General features: G+C 71.8%; 19 protein-coding genes. 10 read left to right on the top strand and 9 right to left on the bottom strand.

Features of this window, described 5'->3' with window-relative positions; all coding sequences use genetic code 11:
* Positions 1-947: 947 nt before the first annotated feature.
* Both AB0P24_RS32655 and AB0P24_RS32650 read right to left on the bottom strand, forming a co-directional pair.
* A complete protein-coding gene (locus AB0P24_RS32655) occupies positions 948-1,532 on the bottom strand; it encodes a hypothetical protein (RefSeq protein WP_365800339.1) in 585 nt (194 codons plus the stop codon).
* 370 nt (positions 1,533-1,902) lie between these two features.
* Positions 1,903-2,031 carry a hypothetical protein gene (locus AB0P24_RS32650; protein WP_365800337.1) on the bottom strand — a complete coding sequence of 43 codons (129 nt, stop codon included), beginning with the start codon at positions 2,029-2,031 and terminating at the stop codon, positions 1,903-1,905.
* 438 nt (positions 2,032-2,469) lie between these two features.
* On the opposite strand from AB0P24_RS32650, the gene AB0P24_RS32645 reads away from it, so the two are divergent.
* Both AB0P24_RS32645 and AB0P24_RS32640 read left to right on the top strand, forming a co-directional pair.
* Positions 2,470-2,874 (top strand): YrdB family protein, encoded by a 405-nt coding sequence (locus tag AB0P24_RS32645; protein ID WP_365800358.1) that lies wholly within the window; start codon positions 2,470-2,472, stop codon positions 2,872-2,874.
* 194 nt (positions 2,875-3,068) lie between these two features.
* Positions 3,069-5,438, top strand: coding sequence for a PQQ-binding-like beta-propeller repeat protein (locus tag AB0P24_RS32640; RefSeq protein ID WP_365800335.1), 2,370 nt, complete (start codon positions 3,069-3,071; stop codon positions 5,436-5,438).
* A 557-nt stretch (positions 5,439-5,995) separates the two neighbouring features.
* Here the strand turns inward: AB0P24_RS32640 and AB0P24_RS32635 are convergent.
* Positions 5,996-6,700, bottom strand: coding sequence for an SDR family oxidoreductase (locus AB0P24_RS32635; protein WP_365800333.1), 705 nt, complete (start codon positions 6,698-6,700; stop codon positions 5,996-5,998).
* 79 nt (positions 6,701-6,779) lie between these two features.
* Between AB0P24_RS32635 and AB0P24_RS32630 the strand changes: the two genes are divergently transcribed.
* Entirely contained in the window at positions 6,780-7,139 is a 360-nt protein-coding gene (locus AB0P24_RS32630; protein ID WP_365800331.1) for a helix-turn-helix domain-containing protein, read from the top strand.
* A gap of 5 nt (positions 7,140-7,144) precedes the next feature.
* Here the strand turns inward: AB0P24_RS32630 and AB0P24_RS32625 are convergent, their stop codons facing one another.
* Both AB0P24_RS32625 and AB0P24_RS32620 read right to left on the bottom strand, forming a co-directional pair.
* On the bottom strand, positions 7,145-7,630 hold the full coding sequence (locus tag AB0P24_RS32625) for a DoxX family protein (RefSeq protein WP_365800356.1): 486 nt from the start codon (positions 7,628-7,630) through the stop codon (positions 7,145-7,147).
* Between the two features lie 435 nt (positions 7,631-8,065).
* Positions 8,066-9,100 carry a Ku protein gene (locus AB0P24_RS32620; RefSeq protein ID WP_365800329.1) on the bottom strand — a complete coding sequence of 345 codons (1,035 nt, stop codon included), beginning with the start codon at positions 9,098-9,100 and terminating at the stop codon, positions 8,066-8,068.
* 52 nt (positions 9,101-9,152) lie between these two features.
* Here AB0P24_RS32620 and ligD point away from each other — a divergent pair, with 52 nt between their 5' ends.
* Positions 9,153-10,034 carry a non-homologous end-joining DNA ligase gene (gene ligD, locus AB0P24_RS32615; protein ID WP_365800327.1) on the top strand — a complete coding sequence of 294 codons (882 nt, stop codon included), beginning with the start codon at positions 9,153-9,155 and terminating at the stop codon, positions 10,032-10,034.
* A gap of 92 nt (positions 10,035-10,126) precedes the next feature.
* Here ligD and AB0P24_RS32610 read toward each other — a convergent pair whose 3' ends face one another.
* Complete coding sequence (locus tag AB0P24_RS32610) at positions 10,127-10,930, bottom strand: nuclease-related domain-containing protein (RefSeq protein ID WP_365800325.1); 804 nt, start codon at positions 10,928-10,930, stop codon at positions 10,127-10,129.
* Positions 10,931-11,030: 100 nt separating this feature from the next.
* Between AB0P24_RS32610 and AB0P24_RS32605 the strand changes: the two genes are divergently transcribed.
* From AB0P24_RS32605 to AB0P24_RS32580, 6 genes are all read left to right on the top strand, one after another.
* Positions 11,031-11,537 carry a protein phosphatase gene (locus AB0P24_RS32605; RefSeq protein ID WP_365800323.1) on the top strand — a complete coding sequence of 169 codons (507 nt, stop codon included), beginning with the start codon at positions 11,031-11,033 and terminating at the stop codon, positions 11,535-11,537.
* Between the two features lie 95 nt (positions 11,538-11,632).
* Complete coding sequence (locus AB0P24_RS32600; RefSeq protein ID WP_365800321.1) at positions 11,633-12,394, top strand: hypothetical protein; 762 nt, start codon at positions 11,633-11,635, stop codon at positions 12,392-12,394.
* Positions 12,391-13,620, top strand: coding sequence for a HAMP domain-containing sensor histidine kinase (locus tag AB0P24_RS32595; protein ID WP_365800319.1), 1,230 nt, complete (start codon positions 12,391-12,393; stop codon positions 13,618-13,620). Before AB0P24_RS32600 ends, AB0P24_RS32595 begins: the two co-directional genes overlap by 4 nt.
* 188 nt (positions 13,621-13,808) lie before the next feature.
* Positions 13,809-15,170 carry an FtsW/RodA/SpoVE family cell cycle protein gene (locus tag AB0P24_RS32590; protein WP_365800317.1) on the top strand — a complete coding sequence of 454 codons (1,362 nt, stop codon included), beginning with the start codon at positions 13,809-13,811 and terminating at the stop codon, positions 15,168-15,170.
* Positions 15,167-16,681: a penicillin-binding transpeptidase domain-containing protein gene (locus AB0P24_RS32585; protein ID WP_365800315.1), complete on the top strand. Its 1,515-nt coding sequence runs from the start codon at positions 15,167-15,169 to the stop codon at positions 16,679-16,681. The genes AB0P24_RS32590 and AB0P24_RS32585 overlap by 4 nt, the downstream gene beginning before the upstream one ends.
* A gap of 151 nt (positions 16,682-16,832) precedes the next feature.
* Positions 16,833-17,771 (top strand): diiron oxygenase, encoded by a 939-nt coding sequence (locus tag AB0P24_RS32580; protein ID WP_365800313.1) that lies wholly within the window; start codon positions 16,833-16,835, stop codon positions 17,769-17,771.
* A gap of 97 nt (positions 17,772-17,868) precedes the next feature.
* Here AB0P24_RS32580 and AB0P24_RS32575 read toward each other — a convergent pair whose 3' ends face one another.
* From AB0P24_RS32575 to AB0P24_RS32565, 3 genes are all read right to left on the bottom strand, one after another.
* Positions 17,869-18,990, bottom strand: a complete 1,122-nt coding sequence (locus tag AB0P24_RS32575) for an NlpC/P60 family protein (protein WP_365800311.1) — start codon at positions 18,988-18,990, stop codon at positions 17,869-17,871.
* Positions 18,991-19,104: 114 nt separating this feature from the next.
* Entirely contained in the window at positions 19,105-19,386 is a 282-nt protein-coding gene (locus AB0P24_RS32570) for a hypothetical protein (RefSeq protein WP_365800309.1), read from the bottom strand.
* A 10-nt stretch (positions 19,387-19,396) separates the two neighbouring features.
* Positions 19,397-20,050 carry a helix-turn-helix domain-containing protein gene (locus AB0P24_RS32565; protein ID WP_365800354.1) on the bottom strand — a complete coding sequence of 218 codons (654 nt, stop codon included), beginning with the start codon at positions 20,048-20,050 and terminating at the stop codon, positions 19,397-19,399.
* Between the last annotated feature and the right edge of the window lie 377 nt (positions 20,051-20,427).

Genomic DNA, 20,427 nt, shown 5'->3' with positions numbered 1-20,427 from the left:
TCTGCGTCGATCCCATCGATCGGCTGAATTCCATGACCAGTCCGCATGACGATCATATTTTCATATAACTAAGGCCATCGGAGGGCGACTTGGCAACGCAGACCAGACACAGGGCGGGAGGAGCGAGCCCGCGCCTTCTCTTCACGGCACCGATCACCGGCCGATATCCCGTCAGCTTGCACTGGCGCCGCTTCAACCAGGGCCCGCTGGTTCGCCCGGACTTGGCTACCCGCGATCTGTATTCCCATCAAGCCGAGTGGCCCGACCCGCCAACGACAACGCCGACGAACATCAGTCGCTGGCTCGCCCCGCGTGAGCCGCCGGTGGTGACCGAATCGACCAGTTCGAGGACTTCGATCCCCACCTCCACTGCAGGGTGACGGTGTGGACAAGTGAGGTGGCGCGGGGGTTGGGTCACGCTTCACCACCCGGTGGCTCGGCCGGCAGCACCGGGGAGCGGCAGAGGATCGCGAGGGGTGGCTCCACACGCGGCGGCCGGAGCGCTGAACGTCTACCTGCCCGCTCGATTCACCGGGACGTCCATCTGGATCACCAGCTCACCAGCCCCGGCCCATGGCTCCGTGCGCCCCCATGTTCCGCGTCCCCCGCCGGGATCGCCCAATATGAGGTGCCCAAAGACCCCGTCACCAGCGAAAACGCTGAGGACGGGGTCTTCGTGTATGTACAGGCGTGTACAGCGCTGGACGGCCCTAGGACGGACGGGGTCTGTGGACTGTGTACTGATTGATCGCCGCATCGAGCGACTGGGTGAAGTCGGTCTTCAGGTCCACTGTGACCACACCGGGAGGGCGTGCAATTCCACAAGACCCCTGCGCTCTCCCATCGACGTTGCCGCCATTCCAACGAAGGTGCGACGGCGCCCGTGGAGCGTCTCTTGATCCTCACCAGCGGCGTCACTTCCCCGCTCGCACACCTTCGGGGCCCTCTCAGCGCTCGGGGGTCCATTCCACGGGAGGGGGCATGCGGCTGTAGTGGGCTCCCCTGGTGCCGAAGTGGGCGAGGTGCAGGGTTTCACCGTCGATCTGGATCTCTGCCGGCGGAGGGTTGGGAACGGAGATCCGCGGGTGGGCGTAGGGGTGGCCTTCGATGAAGACAGGCTCCCGGAAGTGGTTCCGGGCGTCCGCCCAGTCCTGGGCCCGCTCGCGGGTCCACGGGTTCTGCAAGGTCCGCGGGGCGGCCGGGTCGTGGTCGTAACCGTTGAGGCTGCGCACCAGAGCCTCGCTGTAGACACCCTTGACCCGGAAGTTCTCCAGGTCGTCCGCGCGCACGACCATGTTGACGTACCGACGGCCGTTGCCTCGGTGCCGGCCCACCGCGTGCCAGCGACCGTGGCCCGGGTCCCAGCGGACGGGCGGTATCCACAGGAGGGCGCCTGCGCGGAAGTGCTTCGTGCCGTGCTGGATGTCGAGGTCGCTCTCGCCGTGCGCGGTTTCTCGCGCCACGTTCGCCACGAGGCACCAGCCCAGCAACCCGTCCGGCGTCTCTTCTTCAGTGGGTCCCGTGTCTGTCACGCCGAGAATTCTGAGGCACGGGACGGGGTGCAAGCCAGGTCTTATCAGCTGAGCCGACCGGAGCGATTCTCATGCGCATCACCAACCGCAGAAGGGTCAGAAGGCCTCGGGGTCGTGTAATTCCCCACCAATGGCGTCGGCTTCGAGTGAGGTCCCGCGCGTGTAGGCAGTCCAGACCGGCATCTGCCCCTCCGTCGGCTTCGGCCGTCTCGACGCGCTGTTCGCCGGTCCCGCTCTGGCCCGCACCCCCACCTACCTGACGCAGCTCCGGGAGTACCTGAACGACGCCTCCGTCTCGCCTATGGTCATCCGCCGCCTGGTCCAGCGGCATCCGACTCCGTGCTCCGCGCGCTTCTGCGCAAGCCCGCGTTCACTCCGCGTCCTGCTCAACCAGCCACGGCACCTCGTCGATCACCGCGATACTCGGGGTGTCGTCCGGAACCGCGACGACCGGTGAGCGCAGCGCCTGATTCCCATCCGCGGTCTGCAGCCCGGCCACCAACTCCGGCTCCGGTAGGGCGGACTGGGCGATCGCCCCAGTGAAGTCCGCCCGCTCGGCCGTCGCGTTGGACCCCGGGGCGCCTGGAAGACCGCATACGGAACCCGGGACCGAGCACAGAACTCCTGGACCAGGCGGGACTTCCCCACACGGCGCCGACCGGTCGTGATCACGGGCCGCCCACGGGTGGCACCCGCCCTCGATCACCGCGCCCAGCTGTCGAGCCGGCAGATCCAGATGGGGCAGAGGCGCCGGCATCGCCGCAAGCGGAGAATCTCCGCAGGTCACAGGGAGACCGGCGGAGTCCTGCCTGGTTCCGCCAGCACCCGGTCCGGTCCTGTTCAAGCGTTGCGCTCCGTCCACGCCATGGCCTCTGCCGTGCCATGCTGGGCGTGCCGGAGTGACGGGGAGGATCGGATGGCGGGGGACACCGGTGGTATGGCCGGGTTCGGGGCGCGGCCCTGGTACGGCGCCAACGAGGTGCTGGCGTTCTTGCTTGAGCTTGCGGCGCTGGGCTTTCTGAGCTGGTGGGGATTCGGTGCGGGGCATCAAGGTGCTCTGCGCATCCTGCTCGGCGTGGGAACGCCGCTGCTGGCCTGCGCGGTCTGGGGGTTGTTCGCCGCGCCCCGGGCTCGGCTGCGGCCGCGGCTTCCGCTGGTCCTGATGGTGAAGGCGCTGGTGCTCGGCGGTGGTGCCGCCGCTCTGTACGGCGTGGGTCATCCCGTCGCGGCGGGTGCCGTCGCTGTCGTGACGGTCGTCAACACGGCGGTGGCCGAGTTCCTCCGTGCCGCCCCGCCGAGCGTGGTGCCCGTCGGGACTGGCCGTCCAAGTGACAACAGCTGAAAGGGTGTTGCCGCCCTCGGACTGCGGTGGTCGCTCGGCCTCGCCGTGTGATGCCCCGCCGCCCGCGGTCCCGACGCCGCCTGGCCGGGGCCTGGTTCGCGGAGTGCGGAACCGTGCGGGCCGACGGGACGACCTGACTGTTGTGGGCATGACGGGAAAGGCATTACGGGGAGTCGAGGAGTCGGGAGGCGCCAGTGGGCCGGGCAGAGGGCTTCGGGCAGTTGGAGGCCGAAGATCCCGAGCAGGTGGGGCCCTACCGGACCGTTGCGTTGCTGGGCGCGGGGGGCATGGGGCGGGTGTACCTGGCCGTGTCGCGTGGTGGACGGCCGGTGGCTGTGAAGGTGATTCGGCCCGACGTCGTGCGGAATGGGCAGTTCCGGCGCCGGTTCGCGCGTGAGGTGGCCGCGGCCCGTGCGGTGAGCGGGGTGTTCACCGCCGCGGTGGTGGACGCCGACACCGAGGCGACGACGCCATGGCTGGCGACGGCGTACGTCCCCGGGGTCTCGCTGAACGACGCGGTGGCCGAGGCCGGTCCGCTGCCGGCGATGTCGGTGTGGAGGCTGGCTGCGGGGCTGGCCGAGGCGCTGGAGGCCATCCATCGCGCCGGGGTGGTCCACAGGGATCTGAAGCCGTCCAATGTGCTCCTGGCCGCGGACGGGCCGCGTGTCATCGACTTCGGCATCTCGGTCATGAGCGACGCCAGCGCGTTGACCACAACGGGGGTGGCGGTGGGCACGCCCGCCTTCATGTCACCGGAGCAGCTGACGACGGATCACCCGGTGGGTCCGGCGACGGACGTGTTCGCGTTGGGCGGCGTGGTGACGTACGCGGTGACAGGGGTGGGGCCGTTCGGCGAGGGGCCCACACACCGGGTGATGTACCGCATCGTGAACGAGGAACCGCAGTTGGACCGGGTTCCCGAGTCGCTGCGTGGGGTGGTTGCGGGCTGCCTCCAGAAAGAGCCCCGGCACCGACTCGAGGTCGGTGAACTTCTCGGGCTGCTGGAGGAGACCGTGCCGGCGGGGTCGAACTGGTCCGCCGACACGGCGGGGTGGCTGCCCGCCGCCGTCGCGGGCCTCGTCACCCGCCGCGCCGAGATACCCCATCCACCGACCGAGCCCGATCCCGCGGCCCGGCGGACGCGGCGATCGCCGAGCCCGGATGCCGGTGGTGAGGCCGGGGCGGCCACTACGCGGACCACACCCCGGCCGCCCCAGGCGCCTCAGACGCCCGGTGAGGGCGGCCGCCGAGCGGCCCCCCGCTCCCCGGACGCGGGCAAGGTCCCCGGGCCGAAGCAGGCACCGTCGCGGGCCCGCACGAATGAGTCCGCCGCCGTTGCGGGAGCTGCCGCAGAACCCGCCGCGCAGGCGGCGGGCGCGGCCGACTGGGCACGACGGACGGTGGTGGGCCTGGGCGGAACGGCAGTCGTGGGCGGGCTCGGATATGGCGGGTGGAGGGCGCTGAAGTGGCTGGGCGGGGCCGTCGAGGACATGTTTCCGGACGCGTTCATGGCCGACTCCGAGCAGCGGTGGGTCTTCACCGGGGGGATGGACGAGTTCTTCGTGGATGACTCCTCCCCGGCGGTCTCCGGGGGCATCGTCTACGTCGGCGCCCAGGACGCCGGCTCCCGGGACCACCTGTACGCGCTCGACGCCGGCACGGGACGGCGGCGCTGGTCGTTCCGCACCCAGGGACGGACAGGGTCACCGGTCGTGTCAGGCGGCACGGTCTACGTGGCCGACGACAACAACTACCTGTACGCGCTGGACGCGGCCACCGGGCGCCGCGACTGGACCACCCGGCTCCAGGGCAGCATGGAGACCCCGGCGCCGCCGCGGGTCGTGGACGGAGTGCTGTACGCCACCAGCGCCGCGATGAGCGCCGCGGGCTTCTTCGGCTACGTCTACGCGTTCGACGCCCGCGACGGCAGTCTGCGCTGGCGTTTCAAGGCCGGCAGTGTCATCCGGTCGTCGCCGTGCGTGTCCACGGGCGTCGTCTTCGTCGGCAGCTTCGACCACAACGTGTACGCGCTGGATGCCGCCTCGGGCCGTCGGCGCTGGGTCTTCCGCACCGGGGACCAGGTCAGCGGCTCCCCCGTGGTGTCCGGTGGCATCGTCTTCGTCGGCAGCGACGATCACCATCTTTACGCGCTCGACGCGGCGACCGGGCGCAAGCGGTGGGCATTCGCGGCGGACGCCCCGGTGCGGGCCTCAGCGGCTGTGTCCGGCGGCATCGTCTGCGCGGGGACGGGCGACCACGGTGACCTGTACGGCGTGGACGCCGCCACCGGCCGTCAACGCTGGAAGACGGCCTTCGACTCCGGCATCGCCTCCGCCGCTCTCACGGCCGCCGCAGGGCTGATCTACCTCGGCGTGGACGGCCACTTGTTCGCGGTGGACGCCAAGAGCGGCCGCAAGCGATGGAAGTCCGCCATGGGCAAGGGCGGCACCAACTCCGCCTCCTCTCCGGCGGTTGCCGGCGATGTGGCTTATATCAGCGGCTACGGAGCTGTGTACGCGGTGAGCGAGAAGGGCAAGTCCGCCACAGCGTCCGCGTCGCCGTGACCAGGCTGCCTGCCGGCCACCGGGGAAGGGGATCAAAAGACGGACAAAGAGTCTACGGTGGCCGACGAGTTCCCTGATCTGTGCGCTACCACGAGATCATGCGGTGGACGCAGGAGTGCGGGCTCTCCCCCGGGCGACGACGGGTGGGTACCGAGGAGGCGGAGGGAGGCGTCGAGGCAGTCTCACCGATCTCTGTGGTGGTCCCCGTGAATCTACGGTTCGCCTCGCCCGACGGAGGCGGGCAAGCCCAGGACCGGACCGATACGTGCCGGGCCCGCGCGGTGAAGATTCGACACCTCCACCACACGCGGAGCCTTCGCCACGATCAACACCGGCCCGCGTCATCGAACAACGCTCGTGATCGATACAGCTGGGCCCTGTCGTTCGGATCAGGCCGGCTATGAGGTGCTGCTTCGCCTTTCGACCGACCCGAGCGGGACTTGGTGCGTGCGGCTGCGAGGCGGCGGGTGACGACAACGCCGCTGGGCCCCTCCAGGGAAGTGCGTGCCGAGCCCCGCGACGCGGGAGGGGATGCACCGAACGACAGGGCCTCGCCCTCAGGCGGACTTGTGGCGGGCGCCGCCCTCGACGTGGATCGTCTCGCCGGAGACGAAACCCGCGCCAAGGAGCCACATCACCGCGTCGACAATGTCATCGGCCTCCCCGTGGCGTCCGACGAGGGTCCCGGCCGCGCTCTTGCTCAACAAGCCGGCCTTGTTGTCACCCAGGCGATCCCATGCGCCCGAGTCCACGACACCGGGCGAGACGGCATTGACCCGTACCGGCGCCAGATCCGCCGCCAGGTGCCGCGCCGCGTACTCGACCGCACCGTTCGTGACCCCCTTGACGAGTGATCCCGGGCCAGGGCGCCAGGCGACCACACCGGAGAACAGCACCATCGACCCGGTCGGCCGCAGTACCGGCGCGAAGTGCTTGGCGACCAGCATCGGGCCGACCACCTTCGCCGTGAACGCGGCCAGCAGCTTGTCGCGGTCCAGCTCGGTCGCGCGGACATCGTGCGGCGCCGAACCGGTCGTCACGATGTGGTCGACTCCGTCCTTCAGCCGCTCCGCCGCGGCCGCGAGCGTCGACTCGTCCTGCAGATCGACCCGCACCGCGGTGGCGCCGATCTCGCGCGCCAGCACGTCGGCCGCGGCCAGATCGCGGGCACCGACGACAACGTCGTACCCGTCCTTCACCGCACGCCTCGCGACGGCCGCGCCCAGCGCCCGTGCACCGCCGATGACCAGGATCCGCTCCATGCGTCTCACTCCCTCTCGTAGGATCGAGCTCAACGGTATGGATTTGATACCGGTATCTTCAACGGAACTGGGAGCAGCGATGGGCAAGGCGTACAACGTGATGGCAGCGACCTGCCCGAGCCGCACGGTGCTGCACCGTATCGGCGCCCGCTGGACCGTGTTCGTCGTCAACGCCCTCGACGACGGGCCTCGCCGCTTCACCGAACTGAAGGCGCACATCCAGGGCATCACCCCGAAGGTCCTGACCGAGACCCTGCGCTCCCTGGAGGCCGACGGTTTGATCAGCCGCCACGAGTACGACGAGAACCCGCCCCGCGTCGAGTACGCGCTGACACCGCTGGGCCGCTCGCTGCTCGTCCCGCTCCGCGCCGTACGGCTCTGGGCCGAAGAGCACGTCCCGGACATCGAGGCGGCCCGAGCCCGCCAGGCGATGCTCTGAGCAGGTCAGACGTTGAGTGCGAGCGCGGCACCGAGGCCGCCCAGGCCGAGCGCGACGGCGGCCGCGAGCCAGCCGCCCGAGCGCCAGGGGAAGAACCGGTCGAGGGCCGGCCGGCCCGGGCCGATGGCGGTGAGAGCGAGGGCCACGACGCAGATCGCGACGTTGTACTCGACTCCGCCGTCCTGGCTCCACAGGCCGTGGGCACCACTCACGGTCACCATGGCGTTGATCATCACGCCGATGACGGCAGCGGCCGCCAGCGGGGTGAGCAGTCCGACCGCCAGACCGAGGCCCCCGCAGAGTTCGGAGAGGCCTCCGATCAGGGCGAAGACCTTGCCCGGGTGGTAGCCGAGGGCATCGAAGCCCCTGCCGGTGGCCGCGAGGCCCGATCCTCCGAAGACTCCGAAGAGCTTCTGCGCCCCGTGGCCCGCCATCAGCAGTCCGAAGGTCAGCCTGAGCAGGAGCAGTCCGCAGTCGGCGGCGGACAACAGGGGGGCCGCGCCGGGGGCATGCCTCCCCTCCAGCGGGGCCGAGGCGGCCCCGGCCCTACCGGCGAGCCTTCGGTCCTCCGTCACGGGGGCGCGTGCCCGGGTCTGGGGCAGGTGGAAATTCAGTGCACGCATGACAATGCCTTCGCAGGTGGGGACATGCTGTCCGGGTGTGTGTCCGCCCGCCGTGCGGCGGGGGCTCCCCCTGCCATCCAGCATTGCGCCACCCTCTGGTCATATCCACCGATTTGTTGAAATATGCACTATTTCGATCCGCGATAACCGGCCCGACGGAGACAGGGATGAGGGCGTGCCGCGGATCGGCCACTGCCCGGCGATGCACAGGTGAAGGCGCCGGGGGCGGGGCTCAGAAACCGATCGGCACGCAAGAAGCGGAGCTGGCGGTGGGCCGGCAAGTCCGGTGCCTGACGGGCGTTTTCATGCGGAGCGGTTGCGTGACGAAGCCGTCTTCCTGGCCGGCGTCTTCCTGGTCTGCGCCTTCCTGGCCTGCGCCTTCTTCGCGGTCGACTTCTTGGCCGTGGCCCTCTCGGCCGTCGCCTTCTCGGCCGTCGCCTTCTCGGCCGTCGTCGACTTCTTCGCCGCCGTCTTCTTCGCGGCCGGCGACTTCCTGGCCGTGGTCTTCTTCGCCCCGGCCGTCGACTTCTTGCTCGGCAGCGGGGTGACCTCCGCCTCCTCGCCTCTCGACTCCCTCGCCGCCCGCACGCTCTTCTCCAGGGCCGCCATCAGGTCGAGGACCTTGCCGCCCGCCGCCGGGGCCGGGGCCTCCGGCGGGGCCTCGCCGGCCGCCTTCGCGGCGATGACCTCTTCCAGGGCCTCCCGGTACTCGTCATGCAGGTCCTTCAGGTCGACCTCGCCGAGGGTGTCCATCAGGGCATCCGCGAGGTCGAGTTCCTTGTCGCGGACGGTGACGTCGACGTCGGGGGCGACGCCCTCGGGCGCGCGGACCTCGTCCGGCCAGAGCAGGCCGTGCATGGCGATGGCGTCGCCGACCACCCGGAGCATGCCGAGGCGCTCCCGGCCGCGCAGCGCGTACTTCGCGATGGCCACCTTGTTGCTGCGCTTCAGGGCCTCGCGCAGAAGGGTGTACGGCTTTGCCGCGGGGGCGCCGGAGGCCGCCAGGTAGTACGCCGCGTCCATCTGGAGCGGGTCGATCCGGTCGGCCGGTACGAACGCGACGATCTCGATCGTGCGGGCGGTGGGGATGGGCAGGTGGGAGAGATCGTCGTCGGTGACCGGGATGATCGAGCCGTCGGCGTCCTCGTACCCCTTGCCGATCTCCGACTGGGTGACCTCGCGGTCCTCCAGCTCGCAGAACTTGCGGTAGCGGATGCGCCCGTTGTCCTCGGTGTGGACCTGGCGGAAGGAGATCGAGTGGCTCTCCGTGGCGTTCACCAGTTTGATCGGGATGGTGACGAGACCGAAGGAGATCGCGCCGTTCCAGATGGATCGCACTTGCGGCTGCCCTCCGTCCGGTTCACATGTCTTTGTGTGAGATTGTCATCCTATGACGCCGATCACGGAGGTGGACGGGCGAAGGGTCGTCCTCAGCAATCTGGAGAAGGTGCTGTATCCGGCGACCGGGTTCACCAAGGGCGAGCTGCTGCACTACTACGCGACGACGGCCGGGGTCCTGCTGCCGCATCTGCGAGACCGGCCGGTCTCGTTCCTCCGGTACCCGGACGGTCCTGACGGCCAGGTGTTCTTCGCCAAGAACGTGCCGCCGGGTACGCCCGACTGGGTCACGACCGCCGAGGTGCGCCGGTCGGAGGGGGCGGCCCGGATGGTGCTGGTGCAGGACCTGGCGAGCCTGATGTGGGCGGCGAACCTGGTCGCCGAGTTCCACACGCACCAGTGGCTGGTGCGGACGCCGGACGAGGCGGACCGGATCGTCTTCGACCTGGACCCCGGCGCGCCGGCGACGGTGGTGCAGTGCTGTGAGGTCGCGCTGTGGCTGCGGGAGCGGCTGGCGGCGGACGGGATCGAGGCGTACGCCAAGACGGCCGGTTCGAAGGGGCTGCATCTGCTGGCGGCGGTGCGGGGGGCGTCCAGCGAGCGGGTGAGCGAGTACGCGAAGGGGCTGGCGGTGGAGGCCGAGCGGGCGATGCCCCGGCTGGTGGTGCACCGGATGACGCGGAGTCTGCGGCCGGGGAAGGTGTTCGTGGACTGGAGCCAGAACGCGGGGCGGAAGACGACGGCCACGCCGTACACGGTGCGGGCACGGCGGGAGCCGACGGTGTCGGCGCCGGTGACGTGGGAGGAGGTCACGGAGTGCGGGGCGGCGGAGCAGCTGGTGTTCCGGGCCGGGGACATCGCGCCACGCGTCCAGGACCACGGGGATCTGCTGGCCCCGCTGCTGGACGCGAAGCACGCGGCGGCCCTGCCGTGAACACTGACGGCGCCGCGAACGCAGCCTGCGCCCGACCACCGCCGGCGCCGCCACCATCGTCAACGCCAACGCCGTCAACGCCGTAAGCGGTCCTACACCCTCACCCACGTGTTGCGGTCCCGCGCCATCGCGTGCAGGGCCTCCACGTCCGCCGGCTTGAGGACGCCGCCCAGGCGGGACAGGGTGTCCAGGTCCCGGTCGCGGAGGATGCGGACCTCCCGCGGCGGGGCGATCAGCGCGATGTCCGCCGGTTCGGTCAGGGCGAGCAGCGGGCGGACCTCCGCCGTGAGGGCGTACGAGGCCCGGTCGGCGTCCGCCCGCAGACGGCGCAGGAGGGGCTGGGGATCCCGGCGGCCCAGTGTGATCATCGGGTCGGCGACCAGGACCTTCTGTTTTCGGGCGTAGAGGGAGTGCACGCAGAACAGGCCGCCCGGCCCGATCAGCAGGTGGTGCAGCCGGTCGCCGCCGGGCAGCGGGACGGAGTGCAGGGCGTGCCAGCCCGCGCCGTCCAGGCGGTCCAGCGCGTCGCCGACGGTCTGTTCCGCGGTCAGGGCGCGGCGGCGCGGATCGGGGCGCAGGCGGCGGGCCGGGCCGGGATCCCGGTCGAGAGCGACCAGCAGCGCCTCGCCGGGGCGGTTGGGCGCCAGGTCGTCGTCGGGATGCAGGGCCAGCCGTGCCAGTTCGGCGGGGGTGGGCACGGGTGGCGGGCCGATCGTGACCGGGCCGGTCAGAAACGGCCTCAGGGTCTCCAGCACGTCGTCCCGCCGCTCCTCGCTGAGCAGGTTGACCCGGCCCGCCTCACGGTCGTACCAGGCGACGTTCCTTCCGTCCGTGAGGCATACGTACAGTCGCTCCTGACCGTGCCTCCAGGTCGGCACGACGCGCAGTCCGCTCATTGCGTCATCACCCCCGACCATGGGAACAGGCGGGGTGCTCCAGGGGCAAGAACCCCGCTACCTTTGACAGGGGTTGGCGCGTGCAGCGGGGAGGCGCCGGGTGCGGATCCGTGGGGAGCAGTACGACGTGCCGGCTCCGGACAGTCCCTGGAGCGAGGTGCTGCCCGGTCTGTGGATGGGCGGCCATGAGTTCCGGGGGCGTTCGGGGCGGCTGGAGCCCGCCGTGGTGCGGGACGAGTTCGATCTGGTGCAGAGCCTGCTGCGGCTGCCCGGGCACGGGCCCGACCAGCAGGTCGAGCACCATGTGTGGCCGATACCGGACGGGCCGCTGGACGGTACCCAGCTGGCCGGGGTGATGCGGCTGGCCCGGGCGGCCAGCGAGGCCCTGGACGCGGGGCGGTCGGTGCTGGTGCGCTGCTACAGCGGGTACAACCGGTCCGGGCTCGTGGTCGCGCAGGCGCTGGTGCACCAGGGGCGTACGGCCGAGGAGGCGATCCGGCTGGTGCGGGACCGGCGCTCGCCCTGGGCGCTGCACAACGAGCTGTTCGTGGCGTATCTGCGGGCCGGTCTGTCGACCGCCCGTCTCCTGGAGGAACTCGCCGAGTAGCCTCTCCCCTGCGCCGGCGCCCCCGGGCGCGAAGAGGACTTCCTTACTCGTTACGAAGAACCAGAGCCAGAGCCAGAGCCAGAGCCAGGAGCAGCGTGCCAGCCCGTCGTCCTGTCCGCCGTACCGCCGTCACCGCGGCCGCCGTCGCCCTGCTGGCGGTGACCGCGGCCGGCTGCGGCGACTCCGGCGGGCTGCGCGGGGCAGGGGCGACCCCGACCGCGATCAGCCCCGCGAGGCTCTGGCCCGATCTGCGCCCGGCGTCCAGCCCGGCCTGGCCCTACGACGGGGGCAGCGCGGAGACGGTCAAGGGCGTCACGGTTCCCGGCGACGACATCCACGAGGTGGATCCGGTGGCCGTCGTACGGGCGGAGATCGGCTCCGACCCGGCGCGCTACGGGGCCGCGGCGGCGTATCACGACACCGCGACGCGGATGCGGAAGTGCCGGGCCCGGGGCGGCGGGGCCGGGTGTCCGCTGCTGAAGCCGTACTACCGGGACCTGACCGGGGACGGGCGTGACGAGCTGACGCTCGGCTTCCGGCTGTATCCGACGAACCAGACCGCGCTGCGCGTGTACACCGTCGAGCGACACCGGCTGGTGCAGGTGCTCGACGACGACGACGCGATCATCGGCGTCGAGCTGGCCGGGCGGACGGTGATCGTGCGGTCGCCGGCCGGGATCAGCGGCTACGAGTACCGGACGACCTGGGCGTGGGACCCGGAGCGGAAGGCGATGGTGTTCTCCCGGGACGAGTTCCTGCGCACCGGCAAGGGGCACCACCCCCGCAGACCGATGCCGGCGGGCTTCCCGTCCGCGTCGGCATCGGCATCGGCGTCGGCGTCGGCGGGCGCGCGATGAGGCTCCCCCACTGGGCCGGGACGCTGGCGGCGAAGTCGGCCGCGTTCATCACGGTGATGTGCTGTGCGCTGGCCGCGCTGCTCGGCGTCCTGGTGCATGTGTCGGTCACCGACCAGACCGTCGCGGAGGCCCGCGAACAGGCGCTGGCCCGGCTCGCGGAGGCGACGGCCGCGTACCAGGCGGGGGCCGCGCTGCCGCGGGACGCCCGCCTCGATCCGTGGGGGCTGCCCGCGCGGTTGCGGGCGCTGGCGCTGGCCGGGGACCGCGGCACGATGGTCGCCCAGGACGACGGTCACCCCTGGATGTGGGCGGCGGGCCCGGCCGACCGGCACCGGGCGCTCGCGGTGGCCGTCGACTACACCGAGCAGGCCCGCACCATCGCCGGCCTGGACCGCTCCATCCTCTGGTCGTCGGTGCCGGCCATCGGGGCGACGCTGCTGGTCGGCGCGTTCGCGGTGACCCGGGTGACCCGGCGGCTGCACGGCACCGCGCAGGTGGCCCGGCGGATCAGCGCCGGGGACCTGGACGCCCGGGTGCACGACCCCCTCACCAAGGATCCGACCCGGCCGCAGGACGAGGTGGCCGCGGTCGCCGCGGCGCTGGACGGCATGGCCGCGTCGCTGCAGAGCAAGCTGCTGAGCGAGCAGCGGTTCACGGCCGACGTGGCGCACGAGCTGCGGACGCCGCTGACGGGACTGCACGCGGCGGCGGAACTTCTGCCTCCGGGGCGGCCGACGGAGCTGGTGCGGGACCGGGTGGCCGCGCTGCGCACGCTCACCGAGGACCTGCTGGAGATCTCCCGCCTGGACGCGGGCCGGGAGCGGCTGGAGAGCGACGCGGAGGCGCTGGGCACGCTGGCCGAGCGGGTGGTGCGGGCGTCCGGGACGGAGACCGAGGTCAAGGTCGTCCGGGACGTGTGGGTCGAGACCGACCGGCGGCGGCTGGAACGGGTGCTGGGGAACCTGGTCGCCAACGCGCACCGGCACGGGCGGGGGCCCGTGGTGCTGACGGTGGAGGGGAAGGAGGTCACCGTGCGGGATCACGGGGACGGCTATCCCGCGTACCTGGTGGCCCACGGCCCGCAGCGGTTCCGGACGGAGGGCGGGGCGAAGGGGCACGGGCTGGGGCTGACGATCGCGGCGGGGCAGGCGGAGGTGCTGGGGGCGCGGCTGTCGTTCGGCAACGCGGTGGACGGCGGGGCCGTGGCGACGCTGACGCTCCCCTAGGGGTGGCGGGGGTGGTGCGCGCGGCCCCGGGTGGGTGGGGGCTTGTCGCGCAGTTCCCTGCGCCCCCCAAAAGCAGGGGGCGTCGCACGAGCGCCCCTTCAGGGGGCGGGGAACCGCACACCACACGGTCGTACGCCACGCTGATACAACAGGACCAGAAACTCCCACTATGTGGGTAAGTTCCGGACATGACCAAGGCCGGAACCACCCTGGCGGCGACCGCGTCCCCCACCGCCGACGTGCGCCTTCCCCGGCGCCGCGGCATCGAGCTCGCCCTGATCGTGCTGGCCGTCCTGCTCTCCGTGTACGGCTACTGCGCGGTCGGCCTGGCCAGGACCGGCACCGTCCCGCCCGGCACCGCCGGTTACGGCGCCGGCCTCGGGGTCCTCGCGCTCGTCGCCCATCTCGCCGTACGCCTGCGGGCCCCGTACGCCGACCCGCTGCCGCTGCCGATCGGCGTGCTGCTCAACGGACTCGGTCTGGTCCTGATCTACCGGCTGGACCTTCAGACCCCCGGCGACCGCGCGGCCCCCGCCCAACTCGTCTGGTCCACCCTGGGCGTCGGCCTGTTCATCCTGGTCGTGCTGATGCTCCGCGACCACCGCGTGCTTCAGCGCTACGCGTACCTCTGCGTCGCCGCCGCACTCGTCCTGCTGCTCCTGCCGATCCTTTTCCCGGCCGTCAACGGGGCCCGGATCTGGATCCGGGTCGCCGGATTCTCCATCCAGCCCAGCGAGTTCGCGAAGGTGCTGCTCGCGGTGTTCTTCGCCGCGTATCTGGCCGCCAACCGCAGCGCGCTCGCGTACGCCGGCCGCCGGCTGTGGTTCATGCAGTTCCCGACCGGCCGGGTGCTCGGCCCGATCGTCACCATCTGGCTGGTGAGCGTCGGCGTCCTGATCCTCGAACGCGACCTCGGCACCTCGCTGCTCTTCTTCGGCCTCTTCGTCGTGATGCTGTACGTCGCCACCGGGCGCACCGGCTGGATCGCCGTCGGCCTGCTGCTCGCCGTGTTCGGCGCGATGGCCGTCGGCCGCCTCGAACCGCATGTGCACGGCCGCATCGAGGACTGGCTGCATCCGTTCGCCTCGATCGAGGCCGGGCAGGGTCCGAACCAACTCGCCCAGTCCCTCTTCGCGTTCGCGGCCGGCGGCACCCTCGGCACCGGGCTCGGCCTCGGCCACTCCATCCTCATCGGCTTCGCCGCCAAGTCGGACTTCATCCTGGCCACCGCGGGCGAGGAACTCGGCCTCGCCGGACTGTCGGCGATCTTCCTCCTCTACGGCCTGCTCGTCGAGCGCGGCTACCGGGCCGGCCTCGCCCTGCGCGACCCCTTCGGCCGGCTCCTCGCGGTCGGGCTCGCCTCGATCGTCGCCCTCCAGGTGTTCGTGATCGCGGGCGGGGTGACCGGGCTGATCCCGCTGACCGGCATGGCGATGCCGTTCCTCGCCCAGGGCGGCTCCTCGGTCGTCACCAACTGGGCGATCGTGGCCCTGCTGATCCGGGTGAGCGACTCGGCCCGCCGCCACTACGACGGACGGGTGGCCCCATGACGGCCGGGGCCGGGGCCGGGGCCGGGGCCGGGTACGACCGCCGGCAGGGCGGCACGGCCAGGTACGTCCGGCGGGCCCGCGCCCTGTGCGCCCTGCTGCTGTTCGCCCTCCTCGTCAACGCGGCCCGCGTCCAGGTCGTCAAAGCCCGGGAGTACGACGACAACCCCGCCAACCGGCGTGCGTCGATCGCCCGTTACGGCCTCCCCCGCGGCGACATCCTGGTCGGCGGCGTGAGGGTCACCGGCTCCCGGGACAGCGGGGAGCAGTTGCGCTACGAACGCACCTATCCGCAGGGCCCGTTGTACGCCCCGGTCACCGGCTTCGCCTCCCAGCTGTACGGCACGACGTTCCTGGAGCACGCCGAGGACGCGGTGCTCTCCGGGACCGACCCGCTGCTGGCGCCGTTCCCGCTGTGGAACGACACCCGCCGGTCGCAGAACCCGGGCGGGAACGTCGTCACGACCCTGAACCGGTACGCCCAGGAGGCCGCCTACCGGGGGCTCGGCTCGCGCAAGGGCGCGGTGGCCGCGATCGAACCGGCGACCGGCCGGATCCTCGCCCTGGTCTCCACCCCGTCGTACGACCCCTCCGAACTGTCCGGCAACAGCGCGGCGGCGACCTCGGCCTGGGCGCGGCTGAACGACGACCCGGAGAAGCCGATGCTCAACCGGGCGGTACGGCAGACGTATCCGCCGGGCTCCACCTTCAAGGTGGTGACGGCGGCCGCCGCCCTCGACGCGGGCGTGGTCACCGACCTGGACGCGCCGACCGACTCCCCCGACCCCTATCGGCTGCCGGGCACCACGACCCGGCTGACCAACGAGGGCGACGGCTGTGCGGACGCCTCGCTGCGCGCGGCCTTCGAGTGGTCCTGCAACACGGTCTTCGCGAAGCTGGGCGTGGACGTGGGGGCGGCGGACATGACGGCGACGGCGCAGGCCTTCGGCTTCAACGACACCCGGCTGCGCATCCCGTTCACCGTCGCGCCGAGCACCTTCGACACCAGCGTGGACAAGGCGCAGCTGGCCCTGTCGTCGATCGGGCAGTACAACACCCGGGCCACCCCGTTGCAGATGGCGATGGTCGCGGCGGCGGTCGCGGACGGGGGGCTCGCCCGGCCGCCGTACCTCGTGGAGCGGACCGTGCGGCGGACCGGCGAGACGGTCCGCACGGGCGGTGCGGGGCCGGTACGGCAGGTGATGAGTCCCGCCACGGCCATGCGCATGAGGGAGCTCATGGTCGACGTGGTCCGGGAGGGCACCGGCGCGAACGCGGCGATCCGCGGTGCCACGGTCGGCGGCAAGACCGGCACCGCACAGCACGGTCTCGGCAACTCCGGGGTGCCGTACGCCTGGTTCGTGTCCTGGGCGCAGGCAAACGACGACCTGGAGCCGAAGGTCGCGGTGGCGGTGGTGGTCGAGGACGCGGCGGCCGACCGCGGGGACATCAGCGGTGGCGGGGACGCGGCGCCGATCGCCCGCGCGGTGATGCGGGCGGTGCTCGGGTTCTGAGCGGGTCCGCGAAGTCCGTGAAGTCCGTGACGTCCACACCGGGGTAGACGCGGAGTCAACAAGTCGCGCGCGGGGGATTGACCGGCTTGCTGACAAGCGGTCTCATAAGTGCGGACGACGCTGTACCCCCGGGTAACGAGGTGAGGGAGCCATGACGACCCTGACGGAAGCCGACGCGGTCGACGGACTGCGGGACGCGCTCGGCCTGCTCAAGGACCGCGAGCAGGTGGCCGAACGACTGCTCGTCTCCTCCGCGAAGCACTCCTTCGACCCGGACAAGGAGCTGGACTGGGACGCGCCCTTCGAGGACGGCAAGTGGTTCTGGCCGCCGGAGCTGGTGTCCCTCTACGACACGCCGCTGTGGAAGCGGATGAGCGAGGAGCAGCGGATCCTGCTGTCGCAGCACGAGGCCGCCGCACTGGCCTCGCTGGGCATCTGGTTCGAGCTGATCCTGATGCAGCTGCTGGTCCGGCACATCTACGACAAGGCGGCGACGAGTGCGCACGTGCGCTACGCGCTGACCGAGATCGAGGACGAGTGCCGGCACTCGAAGATGTTCGCGCGGCTGATAGCGCGCGGGGACGCGCCCTGGTACCCGGTGAGCCGGGCTCACCAGCACCTGGGCCGCCTCTTCAAGACGATCTCCACCACCCCCGGGTCGTTCACGGCCACCCTGCTCGGTGAGGAGGTGCTGGACTGGATGCAGCGGCTGACCTTCCCCGACGAGCGGATCCAGCCGCTGGTGCGGGGGGTCACCCGGATCCATGTGGTCGAGGAGGCCCGGCATGTGCGCTACGCCCGCGAGGAGCTGCGCCGGCAGATGGTGACGGCGCCGCGGTGGTCGCAGGAGTTCACCCGGATCACCTCCGGCGAGTTCGCGCGGGTGTTCTCGGTGGCGTTCATCAACCCCGAGGTGTACACGAACGTGGGGCTGGACCGGCGGGAGGCCGTGGCGCAGGTGCGGGCGAGCGGGCATCGGCGGGAGGTCATGCAGACGGGGGCGAAGCGGCTGACCGACTTCCTGGACGACATCGGGGTTCTTCGGGGGGTGGGGCGGCGGCTGTGGAAGAGCTCGGGGCTGCTGGGTTGAGTTCACCGTGCCGGTGGGTGCGGGGTGATCGCGCCCGCGCGGCGGAGCCGCATATCAGATGCGGCCCCGCGCCCCTGGGGCATGTGGGCCGGGTCGGCTACAGGGTCCCGAAGCTCTCGTCCGGGCCTGCCATCGCCGTCTTCGGGATCGTCGGGGGCGTGTAGCGGGGCAAGGGCTGGGCCGTCGGATCCGGGCGTACCGCGCCCAGGATCGGGTTCGCCGCGATCGGGGAGACCTTGACCTTCGCGCCGGGGCGGGGGGCCTGGACCACCTTGCCGTCGCCCAGGTAGAGGGCCACGTGGGTGGCCTCGGGGAAGTAGACGACCAGGTCGCCGGGGCGCAGGCGGTTCAGGGGGACATGGGGCAGGTCGGCCCACTGTTCCTGGCTGGTGCGCGGGATGGGGGTGCCGGCGTGGTCCCAGGCCTGTGAGGTCAGGCCCGAGCAGTCGTACGACGTCGGGCCCGCCGCGCCCCACTGGTACGGCTTGCCCAGCTGCTGGACCGCGTAGCGCACCGCCCGGTCGCCTTCCGGGGAGGGGGGTGGCGTGGTGCTGCTCAGAGCGCCGGACGTGGTGAGTTTCCGCTGGGCGGCGGCCGTGGTGTCCTTCTCCAGGCCGGCGAGCGCCGTGAGCTGGTCCGCGGTCAGGGACGCGAGCATGCGCTCCACGTCGGAGAGGCGGGTGCGGACCTCGTCGCGCTGTTTCTTCTGCTTCTCGGCGAGGGTGAGTTGGGTGTCGAGCGCCGTGCGGGCCCGGCGGGCCAGGCCGGCCTGTCTGCGCTCGTCCTCGGCCAGCCGGCCCACCGTCTTCGCCCGCTCGCGCGCCAGTTCGCCGATGACATGGCCCTCGTCGAGCGCGTGCTGCGGGTCACGGGCGAGCAGCAGCCGTACGTACGGCGAGAGCCCACCGGCGTTCTGGTACTGCGCCCGGGCCAGCCGGCCGGCCTCCGTCCTGCTGGTGTGCAGGAAGCGCCGGGCGCTGGTCAGTTCGCCGTCCAGGCGGGTCACCTCGGCGCGCTGGCGCTGTAGCCGTTCCGCCGTCGCGTTGTAGGTCTCGGTGGCCTGCTCGGCCTGCCGGTACGCCTGCTGAAGGTCCGTCAGCAGTTCGGCGACCGGCCGCTCGGGGCCGGGGGCGGCGAGTGCGGGCAGCGGCGGCGCGAGGACGGCCTGGGCCGCCGCCACCGCGGCCGTACAGGCCAGTCGCAGGTACCTTCCGGACACGTCATCACCTCCGATGCGGGACGGTCTCTCCGTTCCACATCGCGATGATCACGTGATTATCAGATGTGTACGCGTGGCCCGCGCGGTGAATGTGCGCGATGCGGCCCAATCACGTCACCCGTTGGTGTCGCCCGACCTCCGCCACGGCCACTTCGGTCCTCCGCCGTCGCCCCTGCCCGTCGGGTCGTACACGTACTTCCAGCCCTGGGACAGGCCCAGGCGCCGGCTCTGCCCCCGGGGCACGCGGCGGTAGACCAGGACCGTGGGCGGACCGCCGGCCGGGTCCGGGACCGGGATGCGGTACGTCTTCGGGGGGTGGCCGGTCATGCCGAGCAGCACGGGAAGCACCCGCCCGTCCATGGGGCCGCCCTCGAAGGGGGTCTCCTGACTCTTCACGGCACCAGTTTCAGCCATCCGCCGCGAGGGCGTCGACGAGGGCGGCGGTCTGCGGGTCACGGCGCGCGGTCACGCTGAGCACGGCGACGAACTGGTCCATCAGCCAGTCCCGCAGCTCGTCGGGGGGCGGCTGCTTGTCCTCGTCGAGCCAGATGAGGGAGGCCGCCTCGACGGCGGTGATCCACATCCGGACGGTCATCCGCAGCCGGGGGCCCGGGGCGGCGACGTCCAGGTGGCTGAGAATGTGCTGCGCGGCGGCCCGTCGTACGCCGTCCACGATCGCCGTCGTCCGCGAGGTCTCCACCACGCTGCCGCCCTGGAGCAGGGCGCTGAAGCCGGCGTCGTGCTGGTCGACGAAGGCGAGGTAGCGGTCCAGGGCCCGGGAGAGGCGAGGGAGCAGAGGGCCCTCTCGGGGCTCGTCGAAGCAGTGCTCCAGCTCCTCGGCGGCGGACCTGAGCGCGGCCTCGTAGAGCTGCTGCTTGCCGCCGGGGAAGTAGCGGTACACCAGGGGACGGGAGACCCCGGCCGCCTCCGCCACGTCGTCGAGCGAGACGTCCTCGGGCGCGCGGTGCGCGAACAGGGAGAGAGCCGCGTCGAGCAGCTGGCTGCGCCGCTCCTCGACGGACAGCCTGCGGTAGGCGGGGGTGGCGGCCGGCGGGGTCATGAGAGCAGCGTAGTCGCCCGGCCGCGGCCGCGTTGTGGCTGGTCGGAACCAGGAAGCGGCAGGTCCTGGGCGGGCGGCGGCTGCCTGCGCGGGCGGGGCGTAGGGGTTGCCGGGGGGCGCCGCCGGGCCACCCCACGGCGTCCACGGCGACGGGACGGGGGTCCAGTCCGGGCCGCGGTGGTCCAGCCACCACCCGCCGATGGTGTGCAACTTCTCCTCGAAGCCGCGATCCCAGCCGAGGAAGCCGGTGGCCGGCGCCCGCAGGCGGGTGGCGCGGCCGCCCGCCTCGCAGATCACGACGGTCCGGCTTCCGAGGAGCACCTCGATCTGGACGGCCTGGACGTCCGACCACGGGATGGAGCGGCGGCGAAAGTCGT

Source organism: Streptomyces sp. NPDC086519, from assembly GCF_040686075.1.
GTDB classification, from domain to species: Bacteria; Actinomycetota; Actinomycetes; order Streptomycetales; family Streptomycetaceae; genus Streptomyces; species Streptomyces shenzhenensis.
This window is presented reverse-complemented; position numbering and strand designations above follow the sequence as displayed.